Origin of the sequence: Sphingomonas profundi (assembly GCF_009739515.1) — a bacterium.
In the GTDB taxonomy this organism is placed as follows: domain Bacteria; phylum Pseudomonadota; class Alphaproteobacteria; order Sphingomonadales; family Sphingomonadaceae; genus Alterirhizorhabdus; species Alterirhizorhabdus profundi.
The window spans coordinates 1226357-1240327 of the sequence record NZ_CP046535.1; the positions used below are offsets into that span (position 1 = coordinate 1226357).

The following is a 13971-nucleotide window of genomic DNA, read 5'->3' on the forward strand; positions in this document are numbered from 1 at the left end:
CCCCATGTTCCTCACAGGCAAGACCGCGCTCGTCACCGGCTCCACCTCCGGCATCGGCCTCGCCTATGCCAAGGCGCTGGCGGCGGAGGGGGCGGCGGTGATGATCAACGGCTTCGGCGACGCCGACGCGATCGAGGCGGAACGCAAGGCGCTGGCCGAGACGAGCGGGGCGGGGGCCGCCTACTCCCCCGCCGACATGTCGAAGCCGGACGAGATCGCCGGGATGGTGAAGGCCTGCGCCGATACGCTGGGCGGGCCTGACATCCTGATCAGCAATGCCGGCGTGCAGCATGTCGCCCCGATCGAGGAGTTCCCGATAGAGAAATGGGATCAGATCATCGCGATCAACCTCTCGGCCGCCTTCCACGCGATCCGCGCCGCCGTGCCGGGGATGAAGGCGAGGAAGTGGGGGCGGATCATCAACACCGCCTCCGCCCACTCGCTCGCCGCATCGCCGTTCAAGTCGGCCTATGTGTCGGCCAAGCACGGCCTCGCCGGCCTGACCAAGACGGTGGCGCTGGAGACGGCGACCTTCGGCATCACCGCCAACTGCATCAGCCCCGGCTATGTGTGGACGCCGCTGGTGGAGAAGCAGATCCCGGACACGATGAAGGCGCGCGGGCTGACGCGGGAGCAGGTGATGAACGACGTGCTGCTCGCCGGCCAGCCGACCAAGCAGTTCGTCACCGCAGAGCAGGTCGCCAGCTTGGCGCTGTGGCTGTGCGGCGATGCCGCCGCCTCCACCACCGGCGCGAACTTCTCGATGGACGGCGGCTGGACGGCGGCGTGAGCGGCCGCATTGTGATCGCGGACGGCAGCGTATAGGCTCCGCGCGCTTACGGAAGGGTCGCGCATGGCAGTCACTCGACGGGTCGCGATCGCCGCGATGATGCTGCTGTGCGGCTGCGCCGGGCGATCGGGCCAGGGCACCGCGGCCCCGCCGTCGCCCAGCTGGCGCACGATCGCCACCGCCGCCGACCGCGACCGGCTGCGCACGTGGCGCGATGCCTGGACGCGGGCGCTGGCGAAGGTGACGAGCCCGGCGGACCGCGCGGCGGTGGCGGCCGAGGGCCGCCTGCTCCAGCCCGACGCCGCCGAGATGGAGCCGGTGCCGCCCCCCGGCGACTATCGCTGCCGCACGATCAAGCTCGGCGCCAGCGGAACCGGCGGCATGGACTATATCGCCTACCCCGCCTTCACCTGCCGCATCGCCCGCGAGGCGGACGTGCTGAGCCTGACGAAGCTCGACGGATCGCAGCGGCCGGTGGGCCTGCTGTTCCCCGACGATGGCGGCCGCATGATCTTCCTGGGCACGATGATGCTCGGCGACGAGACCCGCGCGCTCGATTACGGCCGTGATCCGGTGCGCGACGTGGCCGGCCTGCTCGAACGGCTGGGGCCGCGCCGCTGGCGGCTGGTGATGCCCTTCCCGCGCTGGGAATCGACGGTGGACGTGATGGAGCTGGTGCCGAAGGGCGGCTGAGGGGCGGTTCAGCCGAGGCCGATCATCCGGCGGCTGAGCGCCAGCCACCAGGCCGGGTGGCCAAGCCACAGATACATCGCGACCGCCTCGTTCAGGATCAGGAGCGGCACGGCGCGCCGATAGACCGGGTGGACCCGGCCCAGCGTCACCCGGTCGTGCAGCATGCCCGCGCCGTACAGCAGCACGTTGCCGATGAAGAACCATGTCGCCATGCCCGGTATCGGCAACCGGCCGAAGCCGGCCTCCGCGATCGAGGCGGTCGAGAGGAACATCAGGCGCCGGTGCACGTCGGGCCGCCGGCGCCAGAAGATGCCGGCCCAGGCACACGGCGTGAAGGCGACGATGTCGGACAGGGGCGCTGCCAGAAAGGCGATGTCTCGCGCCAGATCGGTCGAGGGAAAGGCTTCCAGGTTGAAGCGGCGCATGACGATGGCGGTGGCGATGCCCAGTGGTGGCATCACCAGCGCGAGCGCCAGCCCGAACCAGCCAAGCATGCGGTGCAGGCGCGGCCGCCCGGCATAGATCAGAATGTTCTGGACGACGTAGACCAGCATCCACGCGCAGAAGACGACCGAGTGGATCGCCAGCAGGGTGGGCCGGTGCACGGTCGGCCGCAGGACGTACTTGGGTATGTCGAACGACAGGCCGGCGACCATCAGCGCGGCGATGACCAGCGCCATGGCCAGATAGAAAAGCGATCTGCGCCGGACCCTCGCTCTGGGCCGGGGACCGTCCGTTATCCTGCGCGCGTCCATTCCCAGCACCGGCATGGCGTGGAGACTGGCACGACCGCCTCTAATGTGAAGTTAATTCGCGGTTCGGCAACTCACCCCTGCATGTCGTACTGCTTCATCAGGTCGTACAAGGTCGGGCGGCTGATGCCGAGCAGGCGGGCGGCGCTGGAGATGTTGCCCTCGGTGCGGCCGAGCGCCTGCCGCAGCGCGCGGCGATCGGCCAGTTCGCGGGCGCCGCGCAGGTTGATCGTGGCGCCGTCCGCCTCCGCCAGATCGAGATCCTCGGGCGTCAGCAGCTTGCCATCGGCCATGATGACGGCGCGCTTCAGCCGGTTCTCCAGCTCGCGCACGTTGCCGGGCCAGGCCCATGCGTCGATCGCGGCCAGCGCCTCGGGCGTGAAGCCGCGCACTGAGGGGTTCATCGTCGCGGCGAAGCGCTTGAGGAAGTGGCGCGCCAGCAGCCCGGCATCGCCCGGCCGCCCGGCGAGCGAGGGGATGCGGACGACGATCTCGGCCAGGCGATAGTAGAGATCCTCGCGGAAGCGCCCGTCGGCGATCATCGCCGCCAGATCCTGATGCGTCGCGCAGACGATGCGGGTGTCCACCGGGATGCCGCGCCGCCCACCGATCCGCTCGATCACCCGTTCCTGCAAGAAGCGCAGCAGCTTGACCTGGAGGGGCAGGGGGATGTCGCCCACCTCGTCGAGGAACAGGGTGCCGCCCTGCGCCAGCTCGATCTTGCCCTCGGTGGTCTTCACCGCGCCGGTGAACGCGCCCTTCTCATAGCCGAACAGCTCGGCCTCCAGCAGATTCTCGGGGATGGCGGCGCAGTTGATCGCGACGAACGTGCCATCGCGGCGGCGGCTGGACTGGTGGAGGCCCTTGGCCAGCAGCTCCTTGCCGGTGCCGCTGGCACCCAGCAGCATCACTGACACGTCGGCGGCGGCGACCCGCTCGATCGTGCGGGCCACCTTCAGCATCTCGGGCGCGGCGGTGATGAGCCCGCCGAGCACGGTGTCGCCCTCGCCGCGCTCGGCCAGGCGGCGGTTCTCCGCCTCCAGCGCGTGGACGTGGAAGGCGCGCGCCACGATCAGCCCCAGCGTGTCGATATCCACCGGCTTGGCGTAGAAATCATAGGCACCGCCGGCGATCGCCTGCAACGCGCTCTCTCGCGCGCCGTGGCCGGAGGCGACGATCACCTTGGTGTCCGGCTTCAGCGCCAGGATGGCGGCGAGGGTGGCGAACCCCTCGCTGGTGCCGTCCGGATCGGGCGGCAGGCCCAGATCGAGCGTCACCACCGCCGGTTCGTGGGCGCGCACGGCATCGATCGCGGCGGAGCGGGTGGTGGCCGGGATCACCTCATAATCCTCATAGGCCCAGCGCAGCTGGCGCAGCAGCCCCTCGTCGTCCTCGACGATCAGCAGCCTGGGTTTGTCGTCGGTCATTCCGTTCCCCGTCATGCCACGGCCCGCTGCGGCGACGCGGCGGCGTGGGCCAGCGGCAGCAGGATGGTGAAGCGGCTGCCCTCGCCCTCGTGGCTCTCCACCTCCAGCCGCCCGCCCATCGCGGCGACGATGGCGCGCGCCTCGAACGCGCCGATGCCGAAGCCGCCGGGCTTGGTGGAGGCGAAGGGCCGGAACAGGCCGGCGCGGATGAACTCGGCCGACATGCCGGATCCGCGATCGATCACCTCGATCGTCGCATCCGCGCCGCGCACGGCCAGGCGGATCAGCACCGGTTCGCCCGGCGCGCTGGCATCCACCGCATTCTGCACGAGGTGGCAGAGCGCCTGCTCCAGCCGGGCGCCGTCCGCCGCGGCGATGATGTCCCGCCGGCCGACGACGCGCACGTCGCGGCCGCCGCCGCGCGCCGCCACCACCGCATCCACGATCCCGCCCAGCGCCGTCGGACGCGGCTCCTCGGTGCGGGCCTGGTGATGCTGGGAAAGGCGGGCGAGCAGATCGTTCATCCGCGCGGTGGAGGAGCGCAGCGTCTCGATCATGTCGGCGCGGAAGGCGGGGTTGTCGGCGTGGCGCTCGGCATTGCGGGTCAGCACGCTCAGCTGGCTCACCAGATTCTTGATGTCGTGCAGGATGAAGGCGAAGCGGCGGTTGAACTCGTCGAAGCGGCGGGCGTCGCTCAGCGCCTCCTGCCCGCGCGCCTCGGCGATGTAGCTCGCCACCTGTCGGCCGGCGACGCGCAGCAGATCGAAATCCTCCCAGTCCAGCGTCCGGTCCGGCCAGGGCCGCGCGAGCAGCACGACGCCGACGAGCCGGTCGACATGGACGAGCGGCACCGCCGCCCACGCGCTTTCCTCGGCGATGATCCAGCCGGGGATCAGCTCCGTGCCATGGCCGGTGCCGCGTCGCGCCTCGTCGAACGAGAGGATGCGGCCCTGCTCGCCCAGCATCCGCGCCAGGGCCGGGGTGGCGGCGCGGGGCGGCACCTGCGCGGTCGGCCAGTTCCAGCGGGTGGCGGCGGTCAGGCCGCCATCCTCGTCCGGCAGCAGCAGCAGCCCGCCCGGCGACTCGGTGATGTCGGCGATGGCCTTTACCGCCCGCAGATCCAGCGGGGCGGCGTCGCCACCGGGGCGGCCCAGCGTATCGGTGAAGCGCAGCCACTCGGCCCGGTAGTCGTAGCGGTGGCGGAACAGGTGCTTGGCGAGCGTCACGCGCAGCCACGCCTGCATGCGGCGCGAGGGAAGGAACAGCAGCGCGCCGATCGACATGACGAAGACGACGCCGATCGTCGCCACCTGCGCGTAATCGCCGCCGATCGCCCGCACCAGCCGCGCGATCACCGCCATCGTCGCCAGATAGCCGCCGATCGCCAGCAGCGAGAGCGACTGGAAGGCGGCGCTGCGCGACAGCCGCATCGTGAAGCGCGCGTGGCGCTGGCTGGCGAGCGCGAACACCGGCACCAGCGCCACCATCAGCACGCCGCGCAGGGCGAGCAGCTCCGTCGGCCAGACGTGGCCGAGATAGGCCACGGTGTAGACGTTGAGATCGTAGATCCACATCGCCGCCAGCGCGATCATCGGCAGGCGGATGCCCCAGCGCGACTGCGGCGCCGCCACCGTGTAGAGATTGTGGACGAGGGTGAGCGCGCCGATATCAACCGTGATCCGCAGCAGCATGCCGGCCGAGAACACCGCGCCGGCGATCGCCGGATCGCCCGGCGGCCGGACGATCGCGATATCCAGCGCCGATCGCACGGCGATCGTGCAGGCGATCGCGACGTAGAGGATCGGGATCGTCGGCACCCGCCGCGTCGCCCCGCCGCCGCGCTGCAGGGCGAACATGTAGCCGAGCCAGCCGAGATTGCGCCCGCCCTCGGCCAGCCGCGCCAGCAGGTCGTGCGGCCCGCGCGTCATCACCAGCAGCGCCCACAGCGCGGTTATCGCCAAGGCGGCGGCCGGCGCCCACCGCTCCGCAGCGGCGAGCGGGCGGCGGACGTGCCAGATCGCGAGCGCGGCGTACAGGATCGCGGCCGCCGCGTGGCTCCAGACGCCGACCGAATCGAGGATCATCGCGTGCCGCTCACCGGGCGCCGTCCGGCCAGATCAGCACGCGCACCGTCTGCAGCAGGATCAGCATGTCGAGGAAGGGCGTGTAGTTCTTGGCGTAGTAGAGATCATATTCCAGCTTGTGGCGGGCATCCTCCAGGCTGGCGCCATAGGGATAGTTGATCTGCGCCCAGCCGGTGATGCCGGGCTTCACCATGTGCCGCTCGGCATAGAAGGACAGGTCCTTCTCCAGCTCGGCGACGAATTGCGGCCGTTCCGGGCGGGGGCCGACGAAGCTCATCTCCCCCTTCAGCACCGACCAGACCTGCGGCAGCTCGTCGACCCGGATCTTGCGGATCACGCGGCCGATGCGGGTGATGCGCGGATCGTCCTTCTCCGCCCACACGGCGGTGCCCGGCGCCTCCGCATTCTGCTTCATCGAGCGCAGCTTGGGGATCCAGAAGTTCTGGCCGTAGAGGCCTACGCGCTGCTGGCGGAAGAAGGCCGGCCCCTGGCTCTCCAGCTTCACCAGCACCGCCGTGACGAGGATCACGGGCGCTGCGACCACCAGCAGCAGCAGGCTGGCCGCCAGATCGAACACGCGCTTGGCCATGCTGGACAAGCGCCGGCCGGAGGAAAAGCCATCGGAGAAGATCAGCCAGGACGGGTTGACGCTGTCCAGATCGACCCGGCCCGTCTCCCGCTCCAGGAAGGTGGAGATCTCGTTGACGTGGACGCCGGTGGTCTTGATCCGTAGCAGGTCCTTCAGCGGCAGCGCGTTGCGCCGCTCGTCCAGCGCCAGCACCACCTCGCTGGCGCTCAGCTGCACGACATGGTCGCCCAGGCTCTCGATCGCGCGGCGGTCGATCGCCTCCGGCACCAGCTGCGGCCCCTCGTTCATAGCGACATAGCCGACGACGACGAAGCCCGAGCCGGGCTGGCGGGCGAGGGCGGCGATGCGGGAGGCGCGGGCGCCGGCGCCCAGCACCAGCACCCGCCGCTTGAACGATTCGCCGCCCAGCACGCGGCCGAACAAAGCCCGCACCAGGATGAGCAGGAAGATCGCCAGGCCCATCGCGTAGGCGGAGTTCGACCGCCAGAGCGTGAGTTCGGGGAACAGGAAGAACATCAGCGAGATCAGGATCACGCCCAGCGACACCGCCACCAGCAGCCGGGCGGCGGCGAAGCGCAGCGACTGCAACGCCTCGTCGCCATAGGCGCCCACCGCGATCAGCGCGCATTCCAGCGCGATCGCGAAGCTGAGCAGCTGCGGCAATCTGGTCCGGATCGGTTCGGCCAGCGTATCGATCTGCCACAGCTTGATGCGCCAGCCGGCCTCCGCCGCCACCAGCAGCAGCGCGAAATCCACGATGCCGAGCAGCAGCACGGCATAGGGGATATAATGTTTGAAGAGCCGTATCACGCCGCCGACGTTCCTCGCCCCTGGGCCACCACCGACCGTAAACCGTACCGACAGTTGCCAGTGTCGGGGAAATTGACAAAGAAATCCTGAACCGGCGGTGGCAGAGCGGGTTTAAATGCCGATGATGCCCCACCGGATCGCCATGGAGTCACGATGAGCAGCACGCAGAAGATCAGCCCGGTCATCCTCTCGGGTGGTTCGGGCACCCGCCTCTGGCCGCTTTCCCGCACCGGCCGCCCCAAGCAGCTTCTCAGCCTCACCCACGATCAGACGATGCTCCAGCTGACCGCGCAGCGCGCCGGCGATCCGGTGCGGTTCGGCCGGTCGATCGTGGTGGCCAACGCCGCCCATGCCGACGAGATCGAGCGTCAGCTGGAGGAGGTGGGGGCGCCCGCCGACACCCTGATCCTGGAGCCGGTGGCGCGCAACACGGCGCCGGCGATCGCCCTCGCCGCCCTGGCGGTGGCGCCGGATGCGCTGCTGCTGGTGATGCCCAGCGACCATGTGATCGCCAACGTCGATGCGTTCCGCGACGCGATCGAGGCGGCGGTGCCGCTGGCGAATGACGGCTGGCTCGTCACCTTCGGCATCGCGCCGCAATCGCCCGACACCGGCTACGGCTATATCCGCACCGGCGAGGCGCTGGCGGAAGGCGTGCGGCGGGTGGAGAGCTTCGTCGAGAAGCCGGACCGGGCGACCGCCGAGGCCTACCTGGCCGAGGGCTGCTACGCGTGGAACGGCGGCATCTTCCTGTTCCGTGCCGATGCCTTTCTGGCCGCGCTGGACGCGCACGCGTCGGGCATCGCGGATAGCGCCCGCGCATCGTGGGCGGCGGCCGAGCGCGACGGCGGCCGCGTCTACCCCGATCGCGAGGCCTTTTCCGCCTCTCCGTCCGATTCGATCGACTATGCGGTGATGGAGAAGGCGGAGCGCGTCGCCGTGGCGCCCGTCGACATGGGCTGGTCCGACGTGGGCAGCTGGGATGCGCTGCACGAGATCGCGCAGAAGGATGCGGGCAACAACGCCCACCATGGCGAGATCGTAGCGATCGACACCAGCGGCTGCCTCATCCGCAGCAGCGGACCGCTGGTGGCGGCGGTGGGCGTGCACGATCTGATCGTGATCGCGACCGGCGATGCCGTGCTGATCATGCCGCGCGGCAGCAGCCAGGAGGTGAAGCGCGCGGTGGAGGCGCTGAAGAAGACCGGCCACATCACGCTCGATCGGCCCTGCTGACCACATCCGCGAAACCCTTTGCCCGGTCGCGCGTCCTGTTCCGCACGACGCGAGCGGAGGGTGACGATGGCGAACGGACGGACGACGATGCGGGGCGTGCGCTGATGTCCTCGCGCTGGCCGGCTGTGCTGTGGCTGGTGCGGCACGGCGAGAGCGCCGGCAACGTCGCCCGCGACGCCGCCCATGCCGAGGGGCTGGAGCGCATCTCGATCGGCGGGCGCGACGTTGACGTGCCGCTCTCGCCGCGCGGCGAGCGGCAGGCCGATGCGCTGGGCCGCTGGTTCGCGAGCGGGCATGAGGATGGCCGGCCGGAGATCCTGCTCGCCTCGCCCTACGCCCGCGCGCTGCAGACGGCGCGCCGCTTCCGCGACGGCGGCGGCGCCGCGCCGGACGAGGTGATCTGCACCGACGAGCGGCTTCGCGAGAAGGAGTTCGGCATCCTCGACGGGCTGACCACGCCCGGCGTCGCCTCCATCTACCCGGATCAGGCCGAGTTCCGCCGCGTCCTGGGCAAATTCTACCACCGTCCGCCCGGCGGCGAGAGCTGGTGCGACGTTATCTTCCGCCTGCGATCGCTGATGGATACCGTGTCGCTGCACTATGCGGGCAAGCGCGTGATGATCGTCGCGCATCAGGTGGTGGTGCTGTGCATGCGCTACGTGATCGAGAATCTGGACGAGGAGCGCATCCTGGCGATCGATCGCGAGGGCGATGTGGCGAACTGCTCGATTACCGAGTACCGCTTCGATCCGGCGGCGGGCCGGGACGGCAATCTCGTGCTCGTGCGCTACAACGTGACCGCGCCGATCGAGGATTCGGCCGAGGCGGTGACGACCGCGCCCGACCAGATCGTGGCGGCGCGCGGGTGAGCGAGGCGCTGCCGCTGGACGAGGCGTGGCTCGCGGCGCACCCGCTGCCCGTCACCGATCCCGGCATCGACAAGAACGGTCGCGGCCGCGTGCTCGCCGCCGGCGGGGCGATGCATGTGCCGGGCGCGCTGCGGCTGACCGGCGAGGCTGCCTTTCGCGCCGGCGCCGGCAAGGTGCAACTGGCGACGGTGGAGCCTGCCGCCCTCCTCCTCGGCATGCACGTGCCGGAAGCGGCGGCGATACCCCTGCCGATGGATGCCGGCGGCGAGATCGCCGTCGCCGCCGTGCCGCTTCTGCGCGAGGCGATCGAACGCTGCGACGCCTTCGTGCTCGGACCCGGCATGGGCGATGCGGCGGGCGCGGCGGAGCTGGTCGAGGCGCTGCTGGATACGCCGCGCGCCGACCTGGCGATCCTGCTGGATGCCGCCGCGATCGCCTGCGCCGATCGCTTCCGCGAGCTGCTGTGCCGGCACGACGGGCGGCTGGTGCTGACGCCGCATCATGGCGAGATGGCGAAGCTGACGGGGCTCGACGCGGACGCGATCGCCGCCGATCCCGATCGCGCCGCGCGCGACGTGGCGGAGCGGTGCGGCACGGTGGTCGCGCTAAAATCCGGCCGCACGCTGATCGCCGGGCCGGACGGTACGCTGCTGCGTTATGCCGGCGGCGGCGTGGGGCTGGCGACGGGCGGCTCCGGCGACGTGCTGGCGGGCGTGATCGCCGGTCTGCTCGCGCGCGGCGCCTCCGCCCTGGTGGCGACGGCGTGGGGCGTGTGGCTGCACGGCGAGGCGGGGCGGAGACTCGCGGGGCGGATCGGCACGACCGGCTTCCTGGCGCGCGAGCTGCTGGCCGAGATACCGGGGCTGATGGACCGGCCGGCCCCCTGAGACCGACCTCAATCGAGCCGGTCGTGCCCCCGGATGCGGGCCCGCCGCACGCCGAGCACGAGCGCCCAGATCACCGCGCCCAGCACAAGGGTGCCCACCACCAGCGCCGCGGCGGCGGGCGCGACGCTCCAGAAGATGATCTCCAGCAGGAAGGCGAGGGCGAGGCCGATGGCGGCGGTAATGTGGACCATGCGGCCGGGTTGCGGGCAGGATGTTGCCGCCGGATTTCAGCCTTGACGAACGGCCGACCTCATTTGGCCTTGCCCTTCGCCTTCACGGCGGGCGCGGCCTTGGCGGTCGGCTCCTTCTCCCGCACGTAGATGCCGCTGTCGTTGCGGCGAACGTCGAACGCGCCCGTCTTCTCCACCAGGGTGACGAGCTTGGCGCTGCCGTAGCTGCGCGGATCGAAATCCGATTTCAGCACCGCCAGCTGCTGGCCGATGCGGCCGAGCTTCACCCAGCCATTCTCGTCCTCCAGCTGGGCGATGGCCGTGCGGATCAGCGGCGTGGCGACGGTCGGCGGCTGCTTGACCGATGCCGGCCGCGTGTCCGGCCGCTCGGGCTCGGCCGGGGTCGGCGCCTCGGGCAGCAGGTTTTCGGTGTAGATGAAGCGGCGGCAGGCGTTGACGAAGCTCTCCGGCGTCTTGCGCTCGCCGAAGCCGTAGACGTCGACGCCCTGCTCGCGGATGCGGGAGGCCAGACGGGTGAAGTCGCTGTCCGAGGAGACGAGGCAGAAACCGTCCAGCCGGCCGCTGTGCAGCAGATCCATCGCATCGATGACGAGGGCGATGTCCGATGCGTTCTTGCCGGTGGTGTAGGCGAAGTTCTGCACCGTGGTGATCGCGTGCTTCTGCAGGATATCGGCCCAGCCCTTCAGCCGCGTGCCGGAGAAGTCGCCGTAGATCCGCCGCACGCTCGCCTCGCCGATCTGAGCGATCTCCTCGAACAGGCCCGGCGCGATGCGGGGCGAGGCGTTGTCGGCGTCGATCAGGACGGCGAGGCGGTGGGTGCGGGGTTCGAGTGCCATGTCCCGCCCATGGACGATTTCCGGCGGCGAAGCGAGGCGGCCGGGTTGACTTTCGAACCCGTTCCGCTGCATTGCAGCATATATGCGCAAGACCCTGAGCCTCAAGAGCGCCGCCAGCACCGAGCCGTCGTTCCAGGCGACGCCGGCGGTGGGCATCATTGAGGCCGCGATCCTGCGCCGGCTGTGCGTGCGCGCCACCTACAACCGTACCGACATGCAGTTCGCTCCGCACATCCTCTACACCCGACACGACGATCCCTTCGTCGACGGGGTAGTGACGGAGCGGGAGGGCAAGCCGCCGCGCGAGATCAAGCTCGCCAGCTTCAAGCTCGCCGGGCTGACCGGCCTGACCCTGACGACCGAGCGGTTCGAGCCGCAGTCCGTGTTCGTGCCGGGTGAGGCGCGCTACGCCGGCGTGACGCTGTCGGCGATCCGGGCCGAACCCGTCAGCGGCTGACCGGCCGGCCGCCGAGCGAGCGGCCGATCACGCGGGCGAGATGAAGCTGTCGAGCACGCGCTTGCGGCCGCTATGCTCGAAATCGATCTCCAGCTTGTTGCCTTCGATCGACGCCACCGCGCCATAGCCGAACTTGGTGTGGAACACGCGCTGGCCTAGCGCGATGTCCGCGCGCGGCTTGGCGGCGAAGTTGGCGGCGCTCGACCGGACCTCGGCGATGCGCGCGGCCGGCGCCAGCGATCCCGCCGCCGATGCGCGCTGCCATCCCGGCCCGCGCCCCACGCCGCGGCCGACATGGGCGAACGGATCGGCCTGCTCGCTCCACTGCGCGCGCCAGAGCGACTCGCCGCCGCTCATCGTCGTCTCGCTCTCGACATGCTCGCTCGGCAGCTCGGCGACGAAGCGGGACGGGATGGACGAAGTCCATTGGCCGTAGATCCGGCGGTTGGCCGCGTGCACGATCCAGCACGCCCGCCGCGCCCGCGTGATCGCGACGTACGCCAGCCGCCGCTCCTCCTCCAGGCTGGCGACGCCGCCCTCGTCCAGCGCGCGCTGGGAGGGGAAGACGCCTTCCTCCCATCCGGCGAGGAAGACGGTGTCGAACTCCAGCCCCTTGGCGGCGTGGATCGTCATGATCGTCACCTTCGCCGTCTCGCGATCCGCGTCATTGTCCATGACGAGGCTGACATGTTCGAGGAAGGCGGAGAGCGTCTCATACTCCTCCATCGCGCGGGCAAGCTCGGTCAAATTCTCCAGCCGCCCCGCCGCCTCGGCCGAGCGATCCGCCTGGAGCATGGCGGTGTAGCCCGATTCGTCGAGCATCAGCCGGGCGAGTTCGGCGTGGGGCAGATCGTTCAGCCGATCGCGCCAGCGCGCGATATCGACGACGAGGTTGCCGAGCGCGCGGCGCGCCTGCGGCGTCAGTTCGTCCGTATCGAGGATGCGGGCGGCGGCGGTGGTGAGCGGGATGCCTTCCGCGCGGGCGAACTGGTGGACCTTGGCGATCGCCTTGTCGCCGAGCCCGCGCTTGGGCACGTTGACGATCCGCTCGAACGCCAGATCGTCGGCCGGCTGCGCGATCACGCGCAGATAGGCGAGCGCGTCGCGGATCTCGGCCCGCTCGTAGAAACGGAAGCCGCCGACGATGCGGTACGGCAGGCCGATGGCGATGAAGCGATCCTCGAACTCGCGCGTCTGGAACTGGGCGCGGACGAGGATGGCGACATCGTCGAGCCTGCCGCCGCGACGCCGGTGCGACTCGATCTCGTCGCCGACGCGGCGGGCCTCCTCCGGCCCGTCCCACACGCCGATCACGCGCACCTTGTCGCCCTCGGCCTCGTCGGTCCACAGCGTCTTGCCCAGGCGGCCGCCATTGTGCGCGATCACGCCGGAGGCGGCGGCCAGGATGTGCGGCGTGGAGCGGTAATTCTGTTCCAGCCGGATGATCGCGGCGCCGGGAAAATCCTTTTCGAAGCGCAGGATGTTCGCCACCTCCGCCCCGCGCCACGAGTAGATCGACTGATCGTCGTCGCCTACGCAGCAGATGTTGCGCCGCTCCTGCGCGATCAGCCGCAGCCAGAGATACTGGCTGGAATTCGTATCCTGATACTCGTCCACCAGCACGTAGCGGAAACGCTGCTGATAGAGCTGCAGCACGTCGCGATGCGTCTTCAGGATCACCAGCATGTGCAGCAGCAGGTCGCCGAAATCACAGGCGTTCACCGCCTTCAGCCGTGCCTGGTAGGCGGCGTACATCGCCTGCCCGCGACCGTTGCCGAAGCCCTCGCTCTCGGCGGCGTCCACCTCCGCCGGTGTCCACCCGCGATTCTTCCAGCGATCGATCATCCCGGCCAGCATGCGGGCGGACCAGCGCTTCTCGTCGATCTCGGCCGTCACGATCAGCTGCTTCATCAGCCGCAGCTGATCGTCGGTATCCAGGATCGTGAAGTTCGATTGCAGGCCGACCAGCTCGGCATGGCGCCGCAGCATCTTGGCGGCGATCGAGTGGAACGTGCCGAGCCAGCCCATGCCCTCGGCCGCGTCGCCCAGGATGCGGCCCACCCGCTCGCGCATCTCGCGCGCGGCCTTGTTGGTGAAGGTGACGGCGAGGATCTCCGACGGCCAGGCACGCCGCGTGGCGACCAGATGGGCGAGTCGCGCGGTTAGCGCCGCCGTCTTGCCCGTGCCGGCGCCGGCGAGGACCAGCACCGGCCCCTCGGTCGTCAGCACCGCCTCTCGCTGGGGGGCGTTCAGACCGCGCAGATAGGCGGGCTCGGGGGCGGGGGCGGGCAGACTCACCGGCGAACAGGTAGGGAACGCAGGCCGGCGAGGCAAGATCGCACATTCGCCA

The 13971-nt window shown here is 70.3% G+C and carries 13 protein-coding genes; 6 read left to right on the top strand and 7 right to left on the bottom strand.

The genetic code is table 11. From position 1 onward, the window contains the following. The first annotated feature begins 4 nt into the window (after nt 1–4). Both GNT64_RS05780 and GNT64_RS05785 read left to right on the top strand, forming a co-directional pair. Entirely contained in the window at nt 5–790 is a 786-nt protein-coding gene (locus GNT64_RS05780) for a 3-hydroxybutyrate dehydrogenase (RefSeq protein WP_156678641.1), read from the top strand. A 63-nt stretch (nt 791–853) separates the two neighbouring features. Beyond that, a complete protein-coding gene (locus GNT64_RS05785; RefSeq protein WP_231639306.1) occupies nt 854–1483 on the top strand; it encodes a DUF4893 domain-containing protein in 630 nt (209 codons plus the stop codon). An 8-nt stretch (nt 1484–1491) separates the two neighbouring features. On the opposite strand, the gene GNT64_RS05790 is transcribed toward GNT64_RS05785, so the two are convergent. The 4 genes from GNT64_RS05790 to GNT64_RS05805 all read right to left on the bottom strand — a co-directional run bounded on the left by GNT64_RS05790 (nt 1492) and on the right by GNT64_RS05805 (nt 7145). Next, nucleotides 1492–2163 (bottom strand): hypothetical protein, encoded by a 672-nt coding sequence (locus GNT64_RS05790; RefSeq protein ID WP_156678642.1) that lies wholly within the window; start codon nt 2161–2163, stop codon nt 1492–1494. 146 nt (nt 2164–2309) lie between these two features. Continuing rightward, nucleotides 2310–3662: a PEP-CTERM-box response regulator transcription factor gene (gene prsR / locus GNT64_RS05795; RefSeq protein ID WP_156678643.1), complete on the bottom strand. Its 1353-nt coding sequence runs from the start codon at nt 3660–3662 to the stop codon at nt 2310–2312. 11 nt (nt 3663–3673) lie between these two features. After that, complete coding sequence (gene prsK / locus GNT64_RS05800; RefSeq protein ID WP_156678644.1) at nt 3674–5746, bottom strand: XrtA/PEP-CTERM system histidine kinase PrsK; 2073 nt, start codon at nt 5744–5746, stop codon at nt 3674–3676. Nucleotides 5747–5756: 10 nt separating this feature from the next. Then, on the bottom strand, nt 5757–7145 hold the full coding sequence (locus GNT64_RS05805) for a TIGR03013 family XrtA/PEP-CTERM system glycosyltransferase (protein ID WP_156678645.1): 1389 nt from the start codon (nt 7143–7145) through the stop codon (nt 5757–5759). Nucleotides 7146–7298: 153 nt separating this feature from the next. Between GNT64_RS05805 and GNT64_RS05810 the strand changes: the two genes are divergently transcribed. From GNT64_RS05810 to GNT64_RS05820, 3 genes are all read left to right on the top strand, one after another. Then, nucleotides 7299–8381, top strand: coding sequence for a mannose-1-phosphate guanylyltransferase/mannose-6-phosphate isomerase (locus GNT64_RS05810; RefSeq protein WP_156678646.1), 1083 nt, complete (start codon nt 7299–7301; stop codon nt 8379–8381). Between the two features lie 104 nt (nt 8382–8485). Then, the gene (locus GNT64_RS05815) at nt 8486–9250 is read left to right on the top strand and encodes a histidine phosphatase family protein (RefSeq protein WP_156678647.1); all 765 of its coding nucleotides are present in this window, start codon (nt 8486–8488) and stop codon (nt 9248–9250) included. Beyond that, nucleotides 9247–10137 (top strand): NAD(P)H-hydrate dehydratase, encoded by an 891-nt coding sequence (locus GNT64_RS05820; RefSeq protein ID WP_156678648.1) that lies wholly within the window; start codon nt 9247–9249, stop codon nt 10135–10137. Before GNT64_RS05815 ends, GNT64_RS05820 begins: the two co-directional genes overlap by 4 nt. Nucleotides 10138–10145: 8 nt before the next feature. Here the strand turns inward: GNT64_RS05820 and GNT64_RS05825 are convergent, their stop codons facing one another. Continuing rightward, nucleotides 10146–10328, bottom strand: coding sequence for a hypothetical protein (locus GNT64_RS05825; RefSeq protein ID WP_156678649.1), 183 nt, complete (start codon nt 10326–10328; stop codon nt 10146–10148). A 59-nt stretch (nt 10329–10387) separates the two neighbouring features. Then, complete coding sequence (locus tag GNT64_RS05830) at nt 10388–11164, bottom strand: NYN domain-containing protein (protein ID WP_156678650.1); 777 nt, start codon at nt 11162–11164, stop codon at nt 10388–10390. A gap of 82 nt (nt 11165–11246) precedes the next feature. Between GNT64_RS05830 and GNT64_RS05835 the strand changes: the two genes are divergently transcribed. Then, nucleotides 11247–11621, top strand: coding sequence for a hypothetical protein (locus GNT64_RS05835; protein WP_231639308.1), 375 nt, complete (start codon nt 11247–11249; stop codon nt 11619–11621). A gap of 27 nt (nt 11622–11648) precedes the next feature. Here GNT64_RS05835 and GNT64_RS05840 read toward each other — a convergent pair whose 3' ends face one another. After that, the gene (locus tag GNT64_RS05840) at nt 11649–13919 is read right to left on the bottom strand and encodes an ATP-dependent helicase (RefSeq protein ID WP_156678651.1); all 2271 of its coding nucleotides are present in this window, start codon (nt 13917–13919) and stop codon (nt 11649–11651) included. Nucleotides 13920–13971: the final 52 nt, after the last annotated feature.

Coding starts and splice junctions, on each gene's coding strand:
- prsK (WP_156678644.1), bottom strand. CDS start 5,746: ATGATCCTCGATTCGGTCGGCGTCTGGAGCCACGCGGCGGCCGCGATC.
- GNT64_RS05835 (WP_231639308.1), top strand. CDS start 11,247: ATGCGCAAGACCCTGAGCCTCAAGAGCGCCGCCAGCACCGAGCCGTCG.
- GNT64_RS05780 (WP_156678641.1), top strand. CDS start 5: ATGTTCCTCACAGGCAAGACCGCGCTCGTCACCGGCTCCACCTCCGGC.
- GNT64_RS05830 (WP_156678650.1), bottom strand. CDS start 11,164: ATGGCACTCGAACCCCGCACCCACCGCCTCGCCGTCCTGATCGACGCC.
- GNT64_RS05810 (WP_156678646.1), top strand. CDS start 7,299: ATGAGCAGCACGCAGAAGATCAGCCCGGTCATCCTCTCGGGTGGTTCG.
- GNT64_RS05825 (WP_156678649.1), bottom strand. CDS start 10,328: ATGGTCCACATTACCGCCGCCATCGGCCTCGCCCTCGCCTTCCTGCTG.
- prsR (WP_156678643.1), bottom strand. CDS start 3,662: ATGACCGACGACAAACCCAGGCTGCTGATCGTCGAGGACGACGAGGGG.
- GNT64_RS05790 (WP_156678642.1), bottom strand. CDS start 2,163: ATGGCGCTGGTCATCGCCGCGCTGATGGTCGCCGGCCTGTCGTTCGAC.
- GNT64_RS05815 (WP_156678647.1), top strand. CDS start 8,486: ATGTCCTCGCGCTGGCCGGCTGTGCTGTGGCTGGTGCGGCACGGCGAG.
- GNT64_RS05785 (WP_231639306.1), top strand. CDS start 854: ATGGCAGTCACTCGACGGGTCGCGATCGCCGCGATGATGCTGCTGTGC.